The 20518-nt window shown below is 56.5% G+C and carries 23 protein-coding genes; 14 read left to right on the forward strand and 9 right to left on the reverse strand.

All coding sequences use genetic code 11. The features are described 5' to 3' along the window. Window positions 1-120 precede the first annotated feature (120 nt). The 4 genes from QWJ34_RS14130 (at window position 121) to QWJ34_RS14145 (ending at window position 4657) form a co-directional block, all read left to right on the forward strand. Window positions 121-948 carry a YitT family protein gene (locus QWJ34_RS14130; protein ID WP_302728733.1) on the forward strand — a complete coding sequence of 276 codons (828 nt, stop codon included), beginning with the start codon at window positions 121-123 and terminating at the stop codon, window positions 946-948. Window positions 949-1391: 443 nt separating this feature from the next. Continuing rightward, window positions 1392-1586: a hypothetical protein gene (locus QWJ34_RS14135; protein ID WP_302728816.1), complete on the forward strand. Its 195-nt coding sequence runs from the start codon at window positions 1392-1394 to the stop codon at window positions 1584-1586. A gap of 369 nt (window positions 1587-1955) precedes the next feature. Beyond that, on the forward strand, window positions 1956-3161 hold the full coding sequence (locus QWJ34_RS14140; protein ID WP_302728735.1) for a putative glycoside hydrolase: 1206 nt from the start codon (window positions 1956-1958) through the stop codon (window positions 3159-3161). A 140-nt stretch (window positions 3162-3301) separates the two neighbouring features. Continuing rightward, complete coding sequence (locus tag QWJ34_RS14145) at window positions 3302-4657, forward strand: MATE family efflux transporter (RefSeq protein WP_302728737.1); 1356 nt, start codon at window positions 3302-3304, stop codon at window positions 4655-4657. Here QWJ34_RS14145 and QWJ34_RS14150 read toward each other — a convergent pair. From QWJ34_RS14150 to QWJ34_RS14160, 3 genes are all read right to left on the reverse strand, one after another. Continuing rightward, a complete protein-coding gene (locus tag QWJ34_RS14150) occupies window positions 4654-5517 on the reverse strand; it encodes a DUF72 domain-containing protein (RefSeq protein WP_302728739.1) in 864 nt (287 codons plus the stop codon). The genes QWJ34_RS14145 and QWJ34_RS14150 overlap by 4 nt on opposite strands. A 239-nt stretch (window positions 5518-5756) precedes the next feature. Continuing rightward, on the reverse strand, window positions 5757-6728 hold the full coding sequence (gene pfkA / locus QWJ34_RS14155) for a 6-phosphofructokinase (protein ID WP_302728741.1): 972 nt from the start codon (window positions 6726-6728) through the stop codon (window positions 5757-5759). A gap of 15 nt (window positions 6729-6743) precedes the next feature. Continuing rightward, window positions 6744-7775 (reverse strand): tetraprenyl-beta-curcumene synthase family protein, encoded by a 1032-nt coding sequence (locus QWJ34_RS14160; RefSeq protein WP_302728818.1) that lies wholly within the window; start codon window positions 7773-7775, stop codon window positions 6744-6746. 363 nt (window positions 7776-8138) lie between these two features. Here QWJ34_RS14160 and QWJ34_RS14165 point away from each other — a divergent pair, with 363 nt between their 5' ends. Then, window positions 8139-9452: a multi antimicrobial extrusion protein MatE gene (locus QWJ34_RS14165; RefSeq protein ID WP_302728743.1), complete on the forward strand. Its 1314-nt coding sequence runs from the start codon at window positions 8139-8141 to the stop codon at window positions 9450-9452. A 121-nt stretch (window positions 9453-9573) separates the two neighbouring features. Here the strand turns inward: QWJ34_RS14165 and QWJ34_RS14170 are convergent, their stop codons facing one another. Further along, window positions 9574-9771: a cold shock domain-containing protein gene (locus QWJ34_RS14170; protein WP_018975236.1), complete on the reverse strand. Its 198-nt coding sequence runs from the start codon at window positions 9769-9771 to the stop codon at window positions 9574-9576. 173 nt (window positions 9772-9944) lie between these two features. On the opposite strand from QWJ34_RS14170, the gene QWJ34_RS14175 reads away from it, so the two are divergent. The 6 genes from QWJ34_RS14175 to QWJ34_RS14200 all read left to right on the forward strand — a co-directional run bounded on the left by QWJ34_RS14175 (window position 9945) and on the right by QWJ34_RS14200 (window position 14822). Next, window positions 9945-10178 (forward strand): hypothetical protein, encoded by a 234-nt coding sequence (locus QWJ34_RS14175; protein ID WP_302728749.1) that lies wholly within the window; start codon window positions 9945-9947, stop codon window positions 10176-10178. Between the two features lie 6 nt (window positions 10179-10184). After that, complete coding sequence (locus QWJ34_RS14180; RefSeq protein WP_302728751.1) at window positions 10185-10358, forward strand: hypothetical protein; 174 nt, start codon at window positions 10185-10187, stop codon at window positions 10356-10358. A 64-nt stretch (window positions 10359-10422) separates the two neighbouring features. Beyond that, a complete protein-coding gene (pepF, locus tag QWJ34_RS14185; protein WP_302728753.1) occupies window positions 10423-12225 on the forward strand; it encodes an oligoendopeptidase F in 1803 nt (600 codons plus the stop codon). 87 nt (window positions 12226-12312) lie between these two features. Next, window positions 12313-12702, forward strand: coding sequence for a LapA family protein (locus QWJ34_RS14190; RefSeq protein ID WP_302728755.1), 390 nt, complete (start codon window positions 12313-12315; stop codon window positions 12700-12702). Window positions 12703-12862: 160 nt separating this feature from the next. Then, the gene (locus QWJ34_RS14195) at window positions 12863-13903 is read left to right on the forward strand and encodes a M42 family metallopeptidase (RefSeq protein WP_302728757.1); all 1041 of its coding nucleotides are present in this window, start codon (window positions 12863-12865) and stop codon (window positions 13901-13903) included. Further along, window positions 13887-14822 (forward strand): hypothetical protein, encoded by a 936-nt coding sequence (locus QWJ34_RS14200; protein ID WP_302728759.1) that lies wholly within the window; start codon window positions 13887-13889, stop codon window positions 14820-14822. Before QWJ34_RS14195 ends, QWJ34_RS14200 begins: the two co-directional genes overlap by 17 nt. 173 nt (window positions 14823-14995) lie before the next feature. Here the strand turns inward: QWJ34_RS14200 and QWJ34_RS14205 are convergent, their stop codons facing one another. From QWJ34_RS14205 to QWJ34_RS14225, 5 genes are all read right to left on the reverse strand, one after another. Beyond that, complete coding sequence (locus tag QWJ34_RS14205) at window positions 14996-15343, reverse strand: YciI family protein (RefSeq protein WP_302728760.1); 348 nt, start codon at window positions 15341-15343, stop codon at window positions 14996-14998. Window positions 15344-15577: 234 nt separating this feature from the next. Further along, entirely contained in the window at window positions 15578-16243 is a 666-nt protein-coding gene (locus QWJ34_RS14210) for a HEAT repeat domain-containing protein (protein WP_302728762.1), read from the reverse strand. A 50-nt stretch (window positions 16244-16293) separates the two neighbouring features. After that, window positions 16294-17271, reverse strand: coding sequence for an NAD(P)H-quinone oxidoreductase (locus QWJ34_RS14215; protein ID WP_302728764.1), 978 nt, complete (start codon window positions 17269-17271; stop codon window positions 16294-16296). A gap of 14 nt (window positions 17272-17285) precedes the next feature. Beyond that, window positions 17286-17711 (reverse strand): YxiJ family protein, encoded by a 426-nt coding sequence (locus tag QWJ34_RS14220; RefSeq protein ID WP_302728766.1) that lies wholly within the window; start codon window positions 17709-17711, stop codon window positions 17286-17288. After that, the gene (locus QWJ34_RS14225; protein WP_302728768.1) at window positions 17686-18735 is read right to left on the reverse strand and encodes a hypothetical protein; all 1050 of its coding nucleotides are present in this window, start codon (window positions 18733-18735) and stop codon (window positions 17686-17688) included. The genes QWJ34_RS14220 and QWJ34_RS14225 overlap by 26 nt, the downstream gene beginning before the upstream one ends. A 316-nt stretch (window positions 18736-19051) precedes the next feature. Between QWJ34_RS14225 and QWJ34_RS14230 the strand changes: the two genes are divergently transcribed. The 3 genes from QWJ34_RS14230 (at window position 19052) to QWJ34_RS14240 (ending at window position 20518) form a co-directional block, all read left to right on the forward strand. Beyond that, window positions 19052-19492: a hypothetical protein gene (locus QWJ34_RS14230; protein WP_302728770.1), complete on the forward strand. Its 441-nt coding sequence runs from the start codon at window positions 19052-19054 to the stop codon at window positions 19490-19492. A 76-nt stretch (window positions 19493-19568) separates the two neighbouring features. Further along, window positions 19569-20072 carry a MarR family winged helix-turn-helix transcriptional regulator gene (locus tag QWJ34_RS14235; RefSeq protein ID WP_302728772.1) on the forward strand — a complete coding sequence of 168 codons (504 nt, stop codon included), beginning with the start codon at window positions 19569-19571 and terminating at the stop codon, window positions 20070-20072. Continuing rightward, complete coding sequence (locus tag QWJ34_RS14240; RefSeq protein ID WP_302728773.1) at window positions 20069-20518, forward strand: DUF1569 domain-containing protein; 450 nt, start codon at window positions 20069-20071, stop codon at window positions 20516-20518. The genes QWJ34_RS14235 and QWJ34_RS14240 overlap by 4 nt, the downstream gene beginning before the upstream one ends.

A 20518-nucleotide genomic window follows, 5' to 3' on the forward strand; every position in this document is an offset into this window, starting at 1 on the left:
GATCTACTCAAGAACATCTAAATCATTATACCATAAGAAACTATAAAAAAGCTAGTGAAGCTTTCAAAGATTAGTCACAATTTTTCACGATTTTCATTTTCTTTTTCAGGAGTGGTATTTTTGTTTATTCGCATCGGTCATTTCGTTACGGTCGCAATCGGCGCTCTGCTGATCGCTTCCGGATTCAACCTGTTCCTGATTCCGCACCATCTGCTCAGCGGGGGCGTATCGGGTCTGGCGATGCTGACGGGTTATTTCACCCCCTTTTCCGTCGGCGTGCTTTACTTCGTTTACAATATTCCGATGCTGGTGGCGGGCTGGTTCCTGCTCGGACGGCGCTTTATCCTGCTGAGCATCGTGTCCGTCGCGGCGGTTACGGCGCTCATCGCCCTGATTCCCGAGCGGACGGTCGCCAGCGACCCGATTCTCTCGTCGGTATTCGGCGGCGTGCTGGTCGGGATCGGGGCGGGCATCTCGTTTCGCGTGGGCGGGTCGAGCGGCGGCTTCGATATTCTCGGCTCGATCGTAACGCGCTATCGCGATTTCCCGGTCGGCAATGTGCTTGTCGCGCTCAACGGGCTGGTCATTCTGGCAATGGGCTACTTGGAAGGCGACTGGAATCTGGCCCTGCTGTCGATGGTCTCTATTTATATCACCGGCAAGGTGGTCGACCTGATCCATATCAGCCATTTGAAAGTGACTCTTTTCATTATTACCGACGATACGGAAGCGATGCTTGCGCGGCTGCTCCAGATCGAGCGGGGCGTGACCCGCATCCCCGCCGAAGGCGCTTTTTCCCACGCGAGAAAAGACATGCTGATGACGGTGACGACGATGTACGAGCTGGCCGAACTCAAGCGCATTATCAAGGAAGCGGACCCGCGGGCGTTTGTGAATATCGTGGAGACGGTCGGTGTAATGGGCTCGTTTCGGAAGCGCTCGGTTTGATCGGACAGGGTTTGAAAAGGTTCCGTTCGCTGAAAAAGCGGAAGGCTCCGGGGAAAGTTCGTTCCGGTCGCGTGTTGAAATTGGGAAGCTGGAATTAATCGAAGAGGAGGCTTCCCAATTTCAAAGGCGAACGCTGTCGCTCCTTCACTGAACTTCCCCCTCCGCACGGCTTCGCCTTTTTAAGAACAGGAACTTTTCAACAGTCTGGCGCTCCTTGCGGGCGCTTTTTTGTTTTTTTGGGGGGCGGAAAGTTTGAGGCGGGCGAGAAGAATCGAATTCCTTATATCTCTATGCTATAATGGACGCGTACCGTTTCCGGGTATTCTTCGGAGTCCCGGTTTTGCAGGCTTGACGCTTCGGGTTCATAGGCAGCGCATGTTTAGCTTTTCAGTGATTCGAGTCAGACATTGACACACGATTCCGGAAAAGAAAGGGTGACGACTATGGAAATGGAAGCCGTAAAACTTGAGCAAATCGTGATGAAATGGTACCCCGACATGCTTGCGTTCTTGAAGCAGCAGGAGCGCGATTCCGTGATCGTCCTTCGCGACGGCCTGGGTATTCTCGAAGCGGAAGACGCGCTCGATATTATCCATCACAGCATCCTGGAGCATCAGAATCCGGAAGTCGTGCAGTAAACCGCCGATGCCGGGAGGCAGAACCGTTTTCGAAGTAAAAAACGCTTTTCTTTACAGGCCGCTCGTTCTCCGGTTGCGGGGGCAGCGGCCCTACATATGACCGGGCGCCGCCCCGGGAAATCGAATTTCGACCGTTTCAGGCGCGGGGCGATCGGTTAATTGTCCAAGGTGTGCCGTCCTGCCGGCGGGGTTCCGGCGTTCGGCGCTTTATCGTGCACGGTAAATCATGACAAATTTGTTGTTTCGCGCGTTGAAAAAACCGGTATACTGGTAACGGCCGCATACGGCTTTTCTACGGATCGCTATCGTCCGACGCCGTTTTACTGCGGAAGAGACCGCGAATCACGTCAACACAAGGGAGAGAACGAAATGGACATCTTATGGAGCCTGCTGGCTCTTACGGTAGGCAGCTTCAGCCCGGGGGCCGCTCAGCAGCCGGCTCAGGTCGACGCAAATCCGATCTCGGTGGCGGTACAGTCCGCCTGGAACACGAGCGCGCTGACCGCGCAGAAAAACAGCGTCGTGATCGACGCCGACAATCCTCCGATCAAGATCGACCCGCAGCCGGACGCGCCGAAAGTCAAAGGCGTCTACGTGACCGCTTACAGCGCGGGCGGTTCCAGAATGACGCAGCTGCTCGATCTGCTCGACACTACCGGCCTGAACGCGATGGTTATCGACATCAAGGACGACTCGGGGTACATAACGTACAAGACCGACAATCAGGAACTGCTGAAAATGGGCACCGCCCAGAAATTCATTCCCGATATCGACGAACTGATGGCCAAGCTCAAAAAGCACAACGTTTATCCGATCGCGCGGATCGTCGTGTTCAAAGATACCGTGCTGGCGCAGAACCATCCGGAACTGTCGTTCACCAATTCGGACGGAAGCGTCTGGAAAAACGGCGGCGGCGACGCGTTCGTCAATCCGTACAGCAAAGAAGTCTGGGATTACAACATCGCGATTGCCAAGGAAGCGGCCGCCAAAGGCTTCAAAGAAATCCAGTTCGACTATGTGCGCTTCGCGGAAGGTTTCGAGAAACGCGCGGATACGCTGAAATACGAGAAAATGGGCGATAGATCCCGCACCGAAGCGGTATCGGAATTCGTGCAGTACGCGCGCAAAGAACTCGCTCCGCTCGGCGTCCGCGTTTCGGTCGACATTTTCGGCTACGCGGCTTCGGTACCTGCGGCCGACGGCATCGGACAGGATTTCACCAAGATCTCCGAGAACGTCGACGTCATCGCGCCGATGGTTTATCCGAGCCACTACTCGACCGGCTGGTTCGATGCGAAAGATCCGGACAAAGAACCGTACAAAACGATCAAAGGCTCCATGGTCGATACGTTCAAAAAGCTGGACGAGATCAAAGACGAATCGCAGCGCCCGATCGTACGCCCGTGGATTCAGGACTTTACGGCAAGCTGGCTCGGCAGCGGACACTATACCAAATACGGCAAAGCCGAAGTGGACGCGCAGATCAAAGCTCTCGCCGATATGAACGTCGACGAATATCTGCTGTGGAACGCCTCCAACCGGTATACCGAGAACGGGAACTACGGCAAAGACTGAACATACAGCAAGCAGAACCGGCTCGTCTGTCGACGGGCCGGTTCTTTATGAGGGCGCGCCCGGCCGATGTTTAAGGCCGGGTTTTTGCCTGCGCTCGAACGCAGCGGTCGGAAAGCCCGATAGCGAAAGGAATTGGAACGATGCAGCCTACCTATACGATCAACCAGAAAATTTCACGCTTTTTCGTCGTGTTCCTGCCGATCTTCGTCACGCAGCTCGCCTTGTCGGCGATGGCGTTCTTCGACACGAGCATGACGGGGCAGGTAGGTCCCGCCGCGCAGGCCGGCGTCTCGATCGGCGTCAGTCTGTGGATGCCCGTGCAGACCGGCCTCAACGGCGTATTGAACGGCATTATGCCGATCGTGTCGCAGCTGATGGGCGGCGGACGGGAACGCGACGTGCGCTTCAACGTCTTCCAGGCGCTGCTGCTGTCACTGATCTTCTCCGCTGTCGTTCTGCTGCTCGGCGCGCTGCTGCTCAAGCCGGCGCTAGGGTTGATGGGCGCGGAAGCCGAAGTGGCGGATACGGCCTACAAATTCCTGATCTGCCTGGCGTTCGGCGTGGTGCCGCTGTTCGGCTATACGGTGCTGCGCGGCTGTATCGACGCGCTCGGCCAAACGAGAGTGTCGATGGCGATTACCCTCTGCTCGCTGCCGGTCCAGCTGCTGCTGAACTATTTGCTGATCTTCGGCAAATTCGGCTTCCCGCGGCTCGGCGGCGTGGGGGCGGGGATCGCCAGCGCCGTAACGTACTGGGTCATCTTCCTGATCGCGCTGCTGGTGATGCACCGATCGCAGCCGTTTGCCGCATTCGGCTTTTTCCGCAAATGGCACCGCATCTCGTGGGCCAAGCAGGGCGAACTGCTGCGGCTCGGCATTCCGATCGGCTTCGCGACGTTCTTCGAAACGTCGATCTTCGCCGCCGTCACGCTGCTGATGAACCGGTTCGGCACGAACGCGGTCGCGGCGCATTCGGCCGCGATCAACTTCGCGTCCACCCTGTACATGTTCCCGCTCGCCGTCTGCATGGCGCTGACGATTCTCGTCGGCTACGAAGCGGGCGCGGGCCGGGCGAAAGACGCCCGGCAGTACGCGCTGATCGGCGTCGGCTCCGCCGTCTGCATGGCGATCGTTACCGCGGTCGTACTGCTGCTGTTCGGCGACGGGGTGGCGCTGATTTATTCGACCGATCCGGCCGTCACCGCCCTGATCGTCCAGTTCCTGGGCTACGCGATCTTCTTCCAGCTGTCGGACGCGCTGGCGACGCCGATCCAGGGCGCGCTGCGCGGCTACAAAGACGTGACGCCGGCTTTCTTTATCACGCTGATCGCCTACTGGGGCATCGGCCTGCCGCTCGGGTATATCCTGGCCGTGCATACGTCCTTCGGAGCGTTCGGCTACTGGCTGGGCCTGATCGCCGGCCTGGCCGCGGGCGCGGCGCTGCTCGTGATGCGGCTGCTCAAAGTGCAGCGGCTGCACCGCGGCGGGCCGGCCTAAAACTCGAACAAATCCAGCTGCTGCGGATCGTCTTCGCCGGGCAGTTTGGGCACGTCCTGGCCGAGAATGCCCATCAATTCGCGCGCGTTGTCCGCGGCGTCGCCGCCGGAGTTGTTGTTGAACACAACGCATACTTCCGCCGATTGACGCTCCAGTCTGCGCAGCCGCTCCGCCCATTCTTCCAGCTCCTGCGTATTGTAGCGGTACAAATACCGCACTTCGCGCCAGTTCGGCTGGTTCGCCGACTGCCAGCCGGAAGCGTTGCGCCCGTGCATGCGCACGATCGTGAGTTCCGAGTCGGTCGCCTCCTCGACGATCGGCACCGAACCCGTGCCCGCCTGCGGCTCGTCGCAGACGCTGTGGATCCAGTTCCCTTCGCGCATGAACTTCAGCGTCCGCTCCCGCATGACGGGCTGGAACCAGGTCTGGTTGCGGAACTCCAGCGCGCACGGAATCCCTTCCATCCTGCCGCGGATCTCGCGCAGCTTCAGCACATTTTCCCGCGTGCAGTCGAACCACGGCGGGAACTGGAACAGCGCGGCTTTGAGCTTGTTCGCATTCTGCATCGTGCTTACGGACAAGCGGAACGCTTCGTACATCTCGTCTTCGCTGTCGAAAGGGATCTTGCCGCGCGAATGCCCGGTCATGCCCTGGAACGCTTTGACAACGAAGCGGAAATTCGCGGGCGTCTCCGCGGTCCATTTTTCCATATTCCGCTTGGACTGAATCGCATAAAACATACTGTCCACTTCCACGGTTCCGAACAGCTTGCCGTAAGTGACCAGCTTCTGCTTCGCCGCTTCTTTCGTCGTGTAGATCGAATCGTGATCTCCCCAGCCGGTCAGTCCGACGGTAATCATCGTCAAGCGCCTCCTTTCCGATTAATCCTGCCAATCCGGCTCGTGGTGCAAACGGAACTGCGCCGACTTGCGCTTTTCCCTGTTTGCCCGCCCGCTTTCTTTTACCCGCATCGAGTAAACCAATAAACCCCGTTCCGAAAACGGCAGGCTTTCTCGTCGTTTTCGAAACGGGGCTTTGTGTATCTGTTCCGCTTGGAGCCGGGCTTGCGCCTGCGCCCGCTGCGGGTTCGACGCCGGACTTACTGCGACAAGCGCAGCGCCAGTTCGTACATCTCGCTGTCGAACGTATTCTTCGTATTCACGACTTTGTCGATATCGGTCAGCGTCAGCTCGCCTTTGATAATGCCGCAGGCTTTATCGCTCTCGCCGCGGATCAGCGAGCGTACGGCGAAGTCGCCGAGGCGGCTGGCCAGGTTGCGGTCGAACGGAGTCGGCGTGCCGCCGCGCTGGATATGGCCCAGTACGGTCACGCGCGCATCGATCTGCTTGGAGCGCTGCGACAGTTCCGTCGCGATATCTTCGCCTTTGCCGGCGCCTTCGGCCACGATGATGATACTGTGGCGCTTGCCCATCGCGAAGTTGTGCGTCATGCGCTGCGCCACTTCGTCCAGATCGTACGGCACTTCCGGCACGAGGATCGTTTCCGCGCCCGAGGCCAGGCCCGCGTGCAGCGCGATATCGCCGCAGTGACGGCCCATGACTTCCACGACGGAAGCGCGTTCGTGCGAAGACATCGTATCGCGCAGCTTATTGATCGCGTCGACCACGACGCCTACGGCCGTATCGAAGCCGATCGTATAGTCGGTAAACGAAATATCGTTGTCGATGGTGCCCGGCAGGCCCATGGTGTTGATGCCGAGCTTGCTCAGTTTGTTGGCGCCGTGGTACGAACCGTCGCCGCCGATGACGACAAGGCCGTCGATACCGTAGCTGCGCAGGATCTCCGCGCCTTTGCGCTGGCCTTCTTCGGTATAGAATTCTTTGGAGCGGGCCGATTGAAGCACGGTTCCGCCGCGCTGGATGATGTCGCCCACGCTGCGCAGGTCCATCGAGAAAATATCGTTATTCAGCAGACCCTGGTAGCCGCGCTGAATCCCGAAGATTTCGATTCCGTGATAAAGCGCGCTCCGGACGACGGCGCGCAGCGCCGCGTTCATCCCCTGGGAGTCCCCTCCGCTGGTCAATACTGCGATTTTTTTTACTGCTGACATGTTGCTTCCTCCTCGTTAATCCTGCTTATGTTTGCGGATCCATATACTGTTGACGAAAAAAAACAGGCGCGTCAGCGGGCTTTTCTTCATCAACCGTTTAGACACGGTTCGCACATCCTGCTGCTGGCTGACTTTCGGATCGGACAGGTACAGAGCCAGCAGCCCTTCGATGACCATCCGGTGGAAAGCGGCATGCGGAAGCCCCGCCACGTCGCGGCGCGCGCCGTTTACGATCTCTTCGACGCGTCCGAGCATGGCTTCCCCGCTCTCGTAATAATTGCAAAAATTCAGGTCGCCTCCGACGCGGTCTTCTTCCTGGTCGATCAAGTAATCGAGCATGATATGCAGACCGCAGACGTAAGGAAAATAGGCTTCGTAGACGGATTTGGCCGCGGCCGTGTCGAAGTCGGCGCGGCTGGCGCCGGCAAACAGCATAAACATGCCGAGCGTCGAACCGGTGGCCGCGGCGAACTCGTTCCAGTACAGGTCGGGCGCAAGCTCCGCATGCTCCGCCCGCCATGAGGTCAGCGAATGTTCCCGCAGCTCGGGCGAGATATGCTTATAGACCTGCAGGTCGCCGTACAGACCGACGAGAAGCCTTACATAAGGCTGTGCATGGACATAACCGGGCAGCTGCCGCACTCCGTTCTGGCAGGCGGCGACGAGCGCGTTCAAATAGCCTCCGTCTTCCTGCTCCTCGCGGAAACGATAGTAATTCTCCGGCTGCGCGTTCGGATCGACCGCGTCCAGCATGGACTTATGTAGTAAGCGGAAATCCTCGGGGTCCATCGATGTGCTTCGGTCGCACAGATTGTCGAGGTAGTCGCTGATGGTCTGCAAAGCGACGATCAGCGGGATGAGGACGTCTTTCTTGTCCGGATTGATGGCCGCGTATACCGAGCCTCCCTGACAGTGAAATTCTTTGTCGGCGATGCTGGCCAGCGCCTGGGTCCGCAGTTCGGGATCGGGAATGGTCTGCGCATAGCTTCGCCATCCTCCGAGCGCGAGGCGAACGTCCGGCAGCACGGTCTTGTACACCAACCGCATCAGGCTGACGGGATCTTCCGGGACGGTGTGTGCGGTTCTAAGTCGGTTCAAAGCGTACCTCCAAATGCCAGTCTTGAGTCTACCCAAATTCATTTCCCATTATAATATGAGGGCCGGATTTGTACAAATAACCTTCGTCATATTCTCAGAATTTTTCAGTCCTTTTTCTGCAAAAGGCGCCGCTTTCCGCCTGTAAAAGCGCCAAACGGCGTTCGCGCGCGACAAAAAACGTTCAATTTTCGAAATCTTTTTCGCCCCCGGGCCCATGGACGTCCCGCTATGCTATACTGAAAGTTGATCCGGCGGGCCGCGGCGCCTTCCGACTGTGTTCCAATTACGCGCACGATTGAAAAGGAGTTTCCCATGTCCGAAGAACCGCTTTCCTGGAAGCGCTTGCTGACTTTTTTCGTTCCGCTCGGCCTGTCCGCTTCGCTCGTTACCTTTTCCCATGTCATTATCAACCGTACGCTGGCCTCGGCGGTGTCGCCGGAGACCGTAATCGCCAGCTACGCCATCGCCAGCAGCCTGCTGTCGATCACCGAACGCCCATCCACGCTGCTGCGGCAGACCTGCTCCGCGCTGGTGCGCGACAAGATCTCGTTCCGTTCGCTGACGTTCGTGACTTATGTATTCCTCGTCTGCGTGATGCTGATCGGCTTCCTGATCGCGTATACGCCGATCGGACACGCCATCTTCGGCTTCGTGTTCGGCGTGGACCGCGAGCTGCTGCCCAAAGTGCTGACCGTCTACTCCGTGCTGATGTTCGTCAGCGTGTTTTCCGTGATCCGCAATATCTACCAGGGCATCATCATCACGAACAACCGCACCAAATGGCTCACGATCGGCATGATCATCCGGCTGGCGGGCATGTACCTGATGTCGCTCTATTTCCTGCATATCTACGGCGTAAACAGCGGCGTCGTCGGCGCGGTGATCTTCGTGGGCGGCATGGTGATCGAAGCGTCGGTGAGTTTTTTCGAAGGACGGAATATCGCCCGGAACATGCCGCTCAAGAAAGCGGGCCATCCGATCGAGACACGCGGCGATATATTCCGGTTCTACAAACCGCTGCTGTATTCGGCGCTCGTGGCGATGTTTATCGGGCCCGCGCTCAATATCATGCTGGGCAAGACGGAAGGCGTCGCCCTGGCGATCTCCGCGTTCGCGGTGGCCGGCAGCCTGATGCAGCTCATGCTGAGTTTCTTCCTTTATATCCACCAGATCGTGCTGAACTATTACCGGATCGATCCGGTGCTGGTACGCAAGTTCGCGCTGGCGATCGGCTTCATCCCCGTTTCGCTCGTCGCGGCGATCGCCTACACTCCGCTCGGCTACTGGGTATTCGGCCATGTGATGAACGTCGAAGGCGTGCTGCTGGAAGAAAGTCTGCGCACGCTGCGGGCTTTTATCCTGTATCCGCTCGTTATGCCCTGGCTCGATTACGGCAACGGCCTGATCCTGCTCGGCGGCCAGACCAAAGTCATGCTGCGTTCGCAGCTCGCCAACGCGATCTGCACGATCGCCGCCCTGTTCCTGCTCGTCGCGCTGTTTCCGCACTGGAACGGCATAGTCGGCGCGCTCGCCCAATCGCTCGGCCTGCTGGCCGAAGCTTCGATTATCTTTCTGGTTTTGCGGCGCATGGGACGCGAACCGAAGCTGGATCGGCCCGCGGGCTGATCCTTGCTCCGGCGCTTCCCGCGCCGCTTTTTCTTTATGCGCATGCAAAAAGGCACAATCCCCGTAAAGGAACTGTGCCTGGGTCTGCTATGTCATCAAATTAGCGCAAGAATGCGAATTCTTACAGTTTGATTACGTTAGCTGCTTGCGGTCCGCGGTTTCCGTCGGTGATTTCGAATTCTACTTCTTGACCTTCGTCAAGAGTCTTGAATCCGTCGCCTTGGATTGCCGAGAAGTGTACGAATACGTCTTCTCCGCCTTCTACGGAAAGGAAACCATAACCTTTTTCTGCGTTAAACCATTTAACTGTACCTTTCAAGTGAACAACCTCCTAAAAATATCACCATCTATGGTGAATATCGTTATTATACCCGAAGAAAAAACCTTTGGCAATTGAAAACTTCAAACTGCCTCAGGCGTTGATTTTCGTTTGCCGGGTGGGTTATGCTTTTAAATAGGAACAGAAACGATGCGAAACGAGGAATGACCAAAATGATTAAAAAACACCGTATTTACAAAAAGGACAACTGGAACATGCTGACTGTCGAGGTACAGGGACGCCAGCTGGTTCTGCGCGAAATTTCCGACCAGTGGGGCGAAGAATGCCATACGTTCATGAGCCGTCCCGCGATGATGGAATGGGCCAAAAACCGCTTCGCGAAAGAAAAATTCGACGGCACCGACGAAGAATGGCAGAGCATCATGGATGCTTTCAAGGAAGTGTAGGCGCTTATGCCCTTTACGAATGTTGCCGTCCTGGTCGTGCTGACCCTGATTCTCGGCGCCGTGGTCGTATTCAACAAAGATTCGATTCCGCCCAAACTCAGACGGGGTCTGGCCGCCGCTTCGGCGCTGCTGCTGCTGATCTCGTTCATCCTGACGGTCTACACGCTGTTCACCATGTAACGTTTACGAAAAGCGGCCGTTCCTTTCCTTTATATATCCCTTATATTCCGAGGAGGTCCCAAACATGAGCACCACGCCCAAATCCCTGCCCAAAAGAAGCGAAGTATCGCCCGAGCATCAATGGAAGCTGACCGACCTGTTTGCAGATCAAGCCGCCTGGAACGCCGCGTACGAAGAAACCAAAAAACAGCTCAAGCAGTTCGAAGATTTCCGCGGCAAGTTGAACAACGAAGCCAGGATTGCCGAGTGCTTCAAGTTCGAAGACGAGGTATCGCTGAAGCTGGAACAGCTCTACGTCTACACCCATCTGTATCACGATCAGGACACCGCCAACCCGACCTACCAGTCGCTGACGCAAAAAGGCCGCAAGCTGCTGGTCGAAGCGGGCGAAGCGATGTCGTTTATCACGCCGGAGATCCTGTCGCTCGACGACGCCCGGCTGGACCAACTGATTGAAGCCGAGGCGCTCGAAGATTACCGTTTTACTTTGCAGGAAATGAAACGCGAGAAAGCGCATGTACTGACGCAGGCCGAAGAAGCGCTGCTGGCGCAGGTCGGCAATATCGCTTCCGCTCCGCAGAATATTTTCGGCATGCTGAACAATGCGGACCTCAAGTTCCCGAATATCGAAGACGAGCACGGCAACGAAGTCGAACTGACGCACGGCAGCTATATCCAGTTCCTAGAGAATCCGAACGTCGACGTGCGCCGCCGCGCGTTCCAGACCGTGTACGCCACGTACAACAAGCTCAAGAACACGATCGGCGCGTCGCTGACGGCGAACGTGAACAAAAACATTTTCTACTCCCGCGCCCGCAAATATCCGTCGGTGCTGGAAATGAAGCTGTACGGCGACAACGTTCCGGTGTCCGTCTACGACAATCTGCTGGACGCGATCCACGAAAGCCTGCCGATCCTGCACCGCTACATGAGATTGCGCAAAAAGCTGATGGGCGTGGACGAACTGCATATGTACGACCTGTTCGCTCCGCTGGTGGAAGAATTCAAGATGGATATCACCTACGACGAAGCGAAGCAGACGGTAATCGACGGCCTGCAGCCGCTCGGCGAAGATTATCTCAACGTGCTCGATAACAGCTTCAAAGAAGGCTGGATCGATATTTACGAAAATGAAGGCAAACGGACGGGCGCATACAGCTCGGGCGCTTACGGCGTCCATCCTTACGTGCTGCTCAACCACAAAGACAATCTGAACAGCATGTTTACCCTCGCTCACGAGATGGGCCACGCGCTGCATTCGTACTACTCGGATAATACCCAGAAGTACCGCGACGCGCAGTACACCATTTTCCTGGCCGAAGTCGCCTCGACGACCAACGAAGCGCTGCTGATGGATTACCTGCTCAAGAAAGCGACCGATCCGAAAGAAAAAATGTACCTGCTGACGTACTACGCCGACCAGTTCCGCACCACGGTGTTCCGCCAGACCATGTTCGCCGAGTTCGAAAAAATCGTGCACGCGCGTACCGAAGCCGGAGAATCGCTGACGCCGCAGGACCTGTCGACGATCTACTACGACCTGAACGTGCAGTACCACGGTCCGGATATGGTGGTGGATCAGGATATCGAGATGGAATGGGCGCGCATCCCGCATTTCTACAACAGCTTCTATGTGTACAAATACGCCACCGGCTTCTCCGCCGCGACGAGCTTCTCCAAGCAGATCCTCGACGAAGGCGCGCCGGCGGTCGAACGCTACCTCGGTTTCCTGAAAAGCGGCGGCAGCGATTATTCGATCAATATCCTGCAAAAAGCGGGTGTCGATATGGCTTCCCCGGAACCGGTTCGCTCGGCAATGAGCGTGTTCGAAGCCTTGATCGAGCAGATGGAAGAATTGTCGAAATAACGCCCTTTCCGGCTCCTGCGTCAAAAGTTATCCAAGCGGCTAATGATTGACGTAGGGTCTTCTAAAGGAAAGGGGTTGTGTCCGGCAATGAGAATCCAATGGTCTTTGATCCTTATGCTGATCTTTGCGCTGATTACGGCGATCTTCGCGGTCATCAACGTGAATCCGGTCGAGGTGAATTTCCTGTTCGGCTACGCGAACGTGCCGCTGGTTCTGCTGATTCTCGGCAGCGCGCTGTTCGGCGGACTGATCGTGGGGCTGTTCGGCATTTACCGGCAGTTCCGGCTGCACCGCGAGATGAAGAAGCTGCGGCTGGAGAACGAACAGCTTCAGAAACAGGCGTCCGTTCCTGCTGCGGTCGTGCCGCCGGCTCCGTACGAACCGACCGTATCGTCCGATCCGGCTCCGCTTGAGCCGATCTCCGGCGAACTCGGCGGCACGCCGGAATCGCGGGGCTTCCGCACGGACAAGTCGTAAAACGCCGATTGGCCCGGATCGATTGCGGTGTCCGGCGTCGATTCGTACGATTCCACAGCATTCAAGCAGAAACCGCCGCCTTGCTTTGCGAGGAAGCGGTTTTCTTCTTGATTGCGATTTTCTTGATTTCAATTTTATTCGATTCTGGAGGAACTTTATTATGACGGTACATATCGACGAGAATTACGTAATTACCCTGCTCAAAAAACTGCTGGATACCCCGAGCCCGACCGGGTACACGCACCACATTATCGACCTGATCCGCGAAGAAGCGGAATCGCTCGGCTTCCCGGTGACGTTTAACGAAAAAGGCGGCGCGATTATCAGCGTCGAAGGCGAAAACGATTCCTATACGGTCGGCCTGAGCGGTCACGTGGACACGCTGGGCGCGATGGTCCGCTCGATCACGCCGCACGGCACGCTCAAGCTCACTTCGCTCGGCGGATTCGCCATGTCCAGTATCGAGAACGAATACTGCATCGTCCACACCCGCGGCGGCAGGACCTATACCGGTACCATCCTGACGCAGCATCCTTCGGTGCACGTCTACGCCGACGCGCGCGACTTCAAACGCTCGGAAGAACATATGGAAGTGCGGATCGACGAGCTGGTGTCTTCGCGCGAAGACGTGGAAGCACTCGGCATCCGCACCGGCGATTATATTTCGTTCGACGCCCGCGCCGTGGTAACGGAGAGCGGCTATATCAAGTCCCGCCATCTGGACGACAAAGCGAGCGTAGCCGCCCTGTTCGGCCTGCTGGAGTCGATCAAGCGCGAAGGCTGGAAACCCAAGCAGAACGTCAAGCTGCTGATCTCGAACTACGAAGAAGTCGGCCACGGCACGGCGTATATCCCGAATGATATCGCCGAGCTGATCGCCGTCGATATGGGCTGCATGGGCGACGACCTGAGCTGCAAAGAAACAGACGTCTCGATCTGCGCCAAAGACTCTTCCGGTCCTTACGATTATCATATGACCGGCCGGCTGATCGAGCTGTGCGAAGCCGGGGGCATCGAGCACGCGGTGGATATTTATCCGTACTACGGCTCCGACGCTTCGGCCGCTCTGCGCGGAGGCAGCAATATCCGCGCGGCGCTGATCGGGCCGGGCGTGCACGCTTCGCATTCGATGGAGCGCACGCATACCCGCGCCGTGATCGGCACCGCGCAGCTGCTGTGCGCCTATGTCCAAGGAGAATAACGGAGAATTCGACGCTCCCGCGAAGCGGAGCGGCACGGCCGAAGCGGCAAGCCGTCCGGCAGGTTCGCCCGCGGATATCGAAGCCGCGGAAGAAGCGGCCGCCCGGCAGGGCGAACGGGACTGGCTGCGCCGCAGACTGCGCCGGCGGATCGCGATTGGACTTGCCGCGCTGCTGGGGCTGTCCGGCGCGGCATTGGCCCTGCTGCTTGTGCTGAAGCCGGAGCCCCGAGAAGTATTCGACGGACTGCCCGGGCGCTACACGTATCTGGAAGCGGAGCAGCCGGGCCAGCCGCATCTGTATATGATGGCGGCAGCTCCGGACGACATCGTACTCCGGGCCGACGATCTGCCGCTGCGGCAGATTCCGGCTTACGGCATCAACGGCGGCTTTTTCTACGAAAAAGATCTGCTATCGATCGCCGTGATGAACGATGAGCCGGTGAACGGCAAGCCCGGCGGCTACGGATCGGGCTGGTTCAATGAAAAGTACGCCCGCGGCACGCTGGTCTGGGACGGCGCGAAGCGCGTCTTTTCGGTACAGGTCGTATCGTCCGCGGACGAGTTGGACGTGCCGGACCGGAATCGTTATTTCGCCCAGGGCGGTGTCAGCCTGAACCTGAACGACGAGCGAAACTGGTTGAGGGAATCGCGCAAGGAAAAGCTGCCGTTTGCCGACGAAGCGCGCATGCGCTCGGCGCTTGTGTATAACGATGAAGGCAAGCTCTGGCTGATCGTAACGCCGACGGCCTGCACGGCTTCGAATTTCCGCGCCGCGCTGCTCGGCGCCGTGCCCGGAACCGGACGCGAAGGCATCTTCCTCGACGGAGACGGTTCTTCGCAGATGAACGCGGCGGAAGCCGTATTGACCGGAGACAGCCGGAAGGTCGTGCAGATGATCTCCATATCGGCGGAGCGATAAGACCGGAACAACCCGGTCCTTTCGGCTCCCCTGCACGATCGATAAACAAACGAAAGAACCCTTCCTCCATCCGGATAAAGCGCAAACATGCGCTCCGGCGGGAGAAGGGTTCCTTTTTTTATAAACGGCTTATGTGAATATTGAAGTCAAACATTATGGATGAGATAACCGGTTTAAAAAATCTGGCGCAGCTCGATCCGGCCTTCGCCGCCGCCCTGCGGGTCCGGCATACGTTTGGCCCATTTGACGGCGTCTTCCCAGGATTCCACGTCGATCACGATAAATCCCGCGACCAGGTCTTCCGACTGTGTAAACGGACCCTCGGTTACGACCGGCTCGCCCGATTCCGGATACGAAATCCGAATCGCTTTGGTGGTCGGATGAAGCCCTTTCGACATGATGCGTACTCCCGCTTCCTCCAGATCCTCGTTGTACTTGTCCATCGCTTGCATGAGTTCCTCGCTCGGGAGCTTGCCTTCTTCGGAATTCTTCGCGGCTTTGACAATAATCATAAACAACATGTGGGTTCCTCCTTATTTTTGAGCCAGGCTCTTGATTGGAAAGCGATCCATACCCGGACTCGCGGTGATGGGTATCGACAGGCGACTTAGAGCGATTGCGAACCGATTCCTTGCCACTTGCGCTTAACGCGATAACTCAGGCCGGGATTGTTTCACCTCAATTCCCTGGATCCCAAAAACAAGAATGTATGTTCCCTTTTTCTATCTTAGCCGATCTTTCCCGAACAATCAAGTTTAAAAATGATGAATTATTCCTTTTATGCGCTCCGCGTTCTCCCGCACATATTTGAACTTATCGTTTAGACCGAATTCAAGATAGGCATCCAACTGCGGCGACCGCACCTGATACAACGTTTCCAGCGCCGCCATCTTTTGATATTCCAGGTTGGAATGCCAGGCTTCGATCGCTTTGGCTTCCGCATGAACGGACTTGACATACCCCAGCGCCAGCAAAGCTCTGCGTTTCACATATTCGGAAGTGTCTGTGCAGTAGTCCAACATGATCGGCTCCGCTTCGGGATATTCGCCGGCTATATCCGACAGATGATGCGCAAACTGCCATCTGGCGTCGTCATCCGGGTATCTCAATCCTTCCCGGGCGAGACAGATAAAAGCTTCCGGATTCCCGGTCAGCGTATCGATCAGCCGCTCGCATTCGTTGTCGCGGGCGACCAGATACAGGATGTTGTTCACCGTTCTCCAACTCCACCTTGTAAAGTCCGTCGACCGAACCAATTGTTCCAGCAGGGCATCGATCGAATCCCATTCCGGGTAATCCGTTTCCCACTCCCCTATCCGCTTCTGCCCGCCCGCCCATTGTAAAAAGTCCCCGGTATACTCGGAGAGCCTCGTCTCCAGACTTTGCAAAAAGTCGTTCCTGTTCTCCAAATCGCCTTGCACCGTTGTACCTCCTTGCGATTACGTATCGGCTTCGATCAGCCGCTTGTATGTTAGTCCACTTTCAACACAATCTTCCCTATATTCCGGTTGTCTTCCATATGCCGCTGCGCTTCCATCGCTTCGGCCAGCGGGAAGACCGTGTCGATAATCGGTTTGATCTCGCCTGTTTCCATATAAGGCATAACGTCCCGGACAAAGTCCGAGGTCAGGCGCGCTTTGTACTCGTCGCTTCTCGGCGTGAGCAGGGTAGCGGTGAGCTGCACGCACTTGGACATCAAGGCAAACAGATTCACCCGTTCCACCTGCGCGCCGCCGAGGATGCCGATCAGCACCCAGCGTCCTTCTTTGGCAACGCTCGCCAGGTTCTTGTCCCAGTAATCCGCGCCGACGAAATCCAGGATCAGATCGACGCCCCGGCCGTTGGTGGCTGCAAGCACTTCTTCGTCAAAAGACTGCTTCTTGTAATCGATTCCCACATCGGCGCCGAGCTCGCGGCAGAAATCCAGCTTATCCTGCGAACCGGCCGTTACGATCACCTGCGCTCCGCTCAGCTTCTTGGCAAGCTGGATCGCCGCCGTCCCGACGCCGCTCGCGCCCGCGTGAATCAGCACCGATTCATTCGGCTGAAGACGTCCAAGCCAGTACAGCGTCTGATAAGCCGTCAAGAATACCTCGGGCACCGCAGCCGCTTGTTCAAACGAATACGCCGCCGGAATCTTCATCGCGCGATCCGCCGGCATCACCGCGTATTCCGCGTACCCGCCGCCGTTTACCAGCCCCATAACCCGGTCGCCCGGCGCAAAGTCCGACTCTCCGTCCGCCTGTTCCACCACGCCCGCAATTTCCACGCCCAGGATCGGGTTCACCGCATAGCCGGACCGGCCTTCGCGGGTCACGATATCGGTACGATTCACTGCCGCGGCGTGAACTTTGATCAGCAGCTCGCCCGCAGCGGGTTCGGGAGCCGGGTGGTTCTGCAATTGGAGCCGATTTCCGTTTTCTTGTTGTTCGATCATGATGGCTTTCATTTCGGTACACTCCTTTAAATTTTGTATGGGCGCTGTTCCCGCAGATCGATTAACGCAATCAGTTTCCGCCTCCACTCGTTAATCCGTGTCAATTCTTTATTCAACGTTTCGTATCCGCTCAAATCGTACCTTTCCAAAAACCTGTATTTCGGGAACCATTCGAAAAAAGACTTGTTCAGCCACTTGCGCATTTTATAACGTTCCAGAGGATCTTCGAGTCTACTCGCTATTCCGCCGGAAGCGAGGCCTTCGGTAAACGACATATAGGTGATGATATCCGCTTTAATGATTTCCTGTGGAGCTTTTATGCTGAATTCGTCGGCGAAATCGTCCTCCAGCTGCCGAATCTCGTCGTGGGGAAACGAACGGTTTTCCGCTTGCTGTCGGTACAGCTGCCGGAGTTCTTCGATTTGTTCATTCAATAGATCGATTCTTGTCATCGCGTGCTCCTTTCTTCGCTCTAAAATGCTCCATCTCCGCCTCGTAGCGCATCGCCAGCTCCATCTTGTCCCGCAGATGATAATATTTCTCCAACAGATCCTCTTCTTCCGGAAGCTGCTGCGAGATCAGCCCGATTAACGAATCGTCCGTATCGGCCCCGGTCCATTCAAAAAGATCGCTGTAGATCGCCGCGATACTCTCGGGGTTTATTGTCATGAATCGAATCGGTTTCTCGTACCCGTTCAATTTGCACTCCAACATCGCATGCAGCACATCCAAGCGGTGTTCCAGCTCTCTTTTCGAAATCGGCTGCTCGCTCAGCGTTTTCACATCTTCGATCAATTCCGCAAACAGAATCCCGACGTGCTGCATCGCGGCGTAAGCCCAGTAACGGGTTCCCGTTCCTCCGTCGTGAGCGTCCCAATCGGGATTCCGCAGAATCTGCCGGATCGTTTCGCGTTCCTCCGAACCGAATAAAGCCATTCCGAGAATAAGCCCCGCGTTGCAATCGGTCGAAGCCGATGTATTTCCCCATTCCGCCAACCGGGGTACGATACTTCGATCCGCAACTTGACTTGCCAGAGCGGGCAGAAATTCAATAAACAATCCTTTGCCAAACGATTCGTTCAGCAGAGCTTCGATCTCGTCCCGGTAAGCGCTGCAGTTCAGATGCAGAAGTCCCAGGCAAGCATTCTTGGTAATATGCCAGTGGTCTGCACGAAGCAGCTTGACCAGATCCGCCGAGCACTCTTCGAGCCCCATATAACCCAGTGCATGCAGCGCCTCGTAAGGCGCTTTTTCCCGCAAGCCGTTCTCGTCCACGCTCCAGCGGTACAGCTCGCGCGCCATCTCCAAATCGCCATGTTCCCTAATAGGCCGCAGCAGCATTTGGTCGATATTGGTTCCCGGCAGAGACATAAGCAGATCGAGCAGCGCCCGTGCTTCTTCATGCCCGCCGTATTTGGTTATTAGCGTTGTGTAAGCGTCTATAATCGTCCAGTTCATTTTGCGTGCCGTGGTCATGTGTTCAATCAACCTCTGCGCTGCGGGAATCACCAGGGCATGCTCTCCTTTTTAAGCCGATTGATAAACTGTTCCAAATGCGTCTTGTCAATCCCGCGCACAGCAACCTCCGGGCCTTTTATCGCGTTTATTCTTATACATAAGATGATAAGGGGTGAGCGTTATCAAGATCAAGTTTATGCCTTTTCTGTTTATTATCGCATTGTTCGTCATAACCGCTTGCGCGCGTGAAGCAGTCGAATCATATCCAGCGAACGAGCCCGGCGCACCCAACCCGTCTCGCAGCGGTAAAACGGTCGTCCACGCAGAGAATCTAATGCAGCATTTCGAAAAAAATCGGCTGGTTCGAGATTCCGACGTTATTGTGTATGGAACGGTTCTTTCGCAGGACGTACAAAAAGACTTCAACGGATTTCCGGTTACGGATACGCTGATCGAGGTGCAGAAGACTTATAAAGGAATTCCGGCTGAAACCGTGAAAGTACGGGCGGCCGGCGGCGAGACGGACGATATGATCTATATCGTGGACGAACCGGCCGCTCTTACGTTTGCGATCGGGGAAAAAGTGGTGCTGTTCCTGGGTTCCGATCAAGGGGCGATGCCGGAAACGGAAGATCTGCTTTATTACGCGGTCGGGCAAAATCAGGGCAAGTTCAAAGTCGGCGTCCGTTCGGACGGAATGATCGAAAACGGCCCGGGTACGCACAGCTTCGACTTCAACCATTTTCAAAATGAAATCGACGAGCTTGAGAATTAAAACGAAATCGATCATGTTCTAAGATCGATGTCGCCGAAAAATTGACAGCATGCTGTCGAATTGATACACTGCTCTTATGAAACCTATCCAAAAACCGCAAGATCCGTTGAGCCGCTTCTCGCTGGCCGTATTCAATATGAACGGGCTTCTGCTGCGCTCGGGAGACCGGGTGACGCGTTCCATCGACCAGAGCAGCGCAAGATGGCAGGTGCTGGGACGAATCGGGCACGGAACGCCGACAGTGGCCCATATCGCCCGCGATATGGGACTGGCGCGTCAAAGCGTGCAGCGTATCGCGGATGTGCTGGCCGATGAAGGACTCGCCGTTTATCGGGAACATCCGACCGATCGACGCACCAAGCTGATCGAAATCACGCCGAAAGGAACGGAAGTGCTAAACGCCATTTATGAACGGTATGCGAAATGGAACCGGCATGTGATGAGCAGGCTCGATCCGCAGCAGTTGAAGAACATCGCCGACGCTCTCGAAGAAGTGGAACGCATCATCGAGAAGGAACTGAACGATTTCGGCAGCGGGAAGCCGGGGAGCGATCATACGGAGGAGGGAGATTTTTTATGAAAAATCTGTACGATCCAATCCCTGCCGAGGAAATCGCGCAGCGTATCGATCGGTTAAGTCCGGAGTCGGCGCCCGGATGGGGCACAATGCAGGCCGCCCAGATGCTGGCCCACTGCTCGGCGTTTCAAGATATCCCGATGGGCCGGTCTTTTCCTCCTCGCGGACTGCTGGGACGCTTCGTGGGGAAGTTCGCCAGCCCGCTTTTTTACAATGACAAACCGCTGCCGCTCAATATGTCCACGATCCCGACGATTGTTATTGCGGACGAACGCGACTTTACGGCGGAGAAGCGGGGACTGCTGCAAAAAATCGCGGTGCTTCAAAGCGACGGTCCGGAAAAATGCTCGGTTCACCCGCATCCTTTCTTCGGCAGATTGACTCCCGAGCAGTGGGGCAAAGGGCTTTACAAGCATTTGGACCATCATTTGAAGCAGTTCGGGGTTTAG

This window comes from Saccharibacillus sp. CPCC 101409, assembly GCF_030518235.1.
Classification (GTDB): Bacteria; Bacillota; Bacilli; order Paenibacillales; family Paenibacillaceae; genus Saccharibacillus.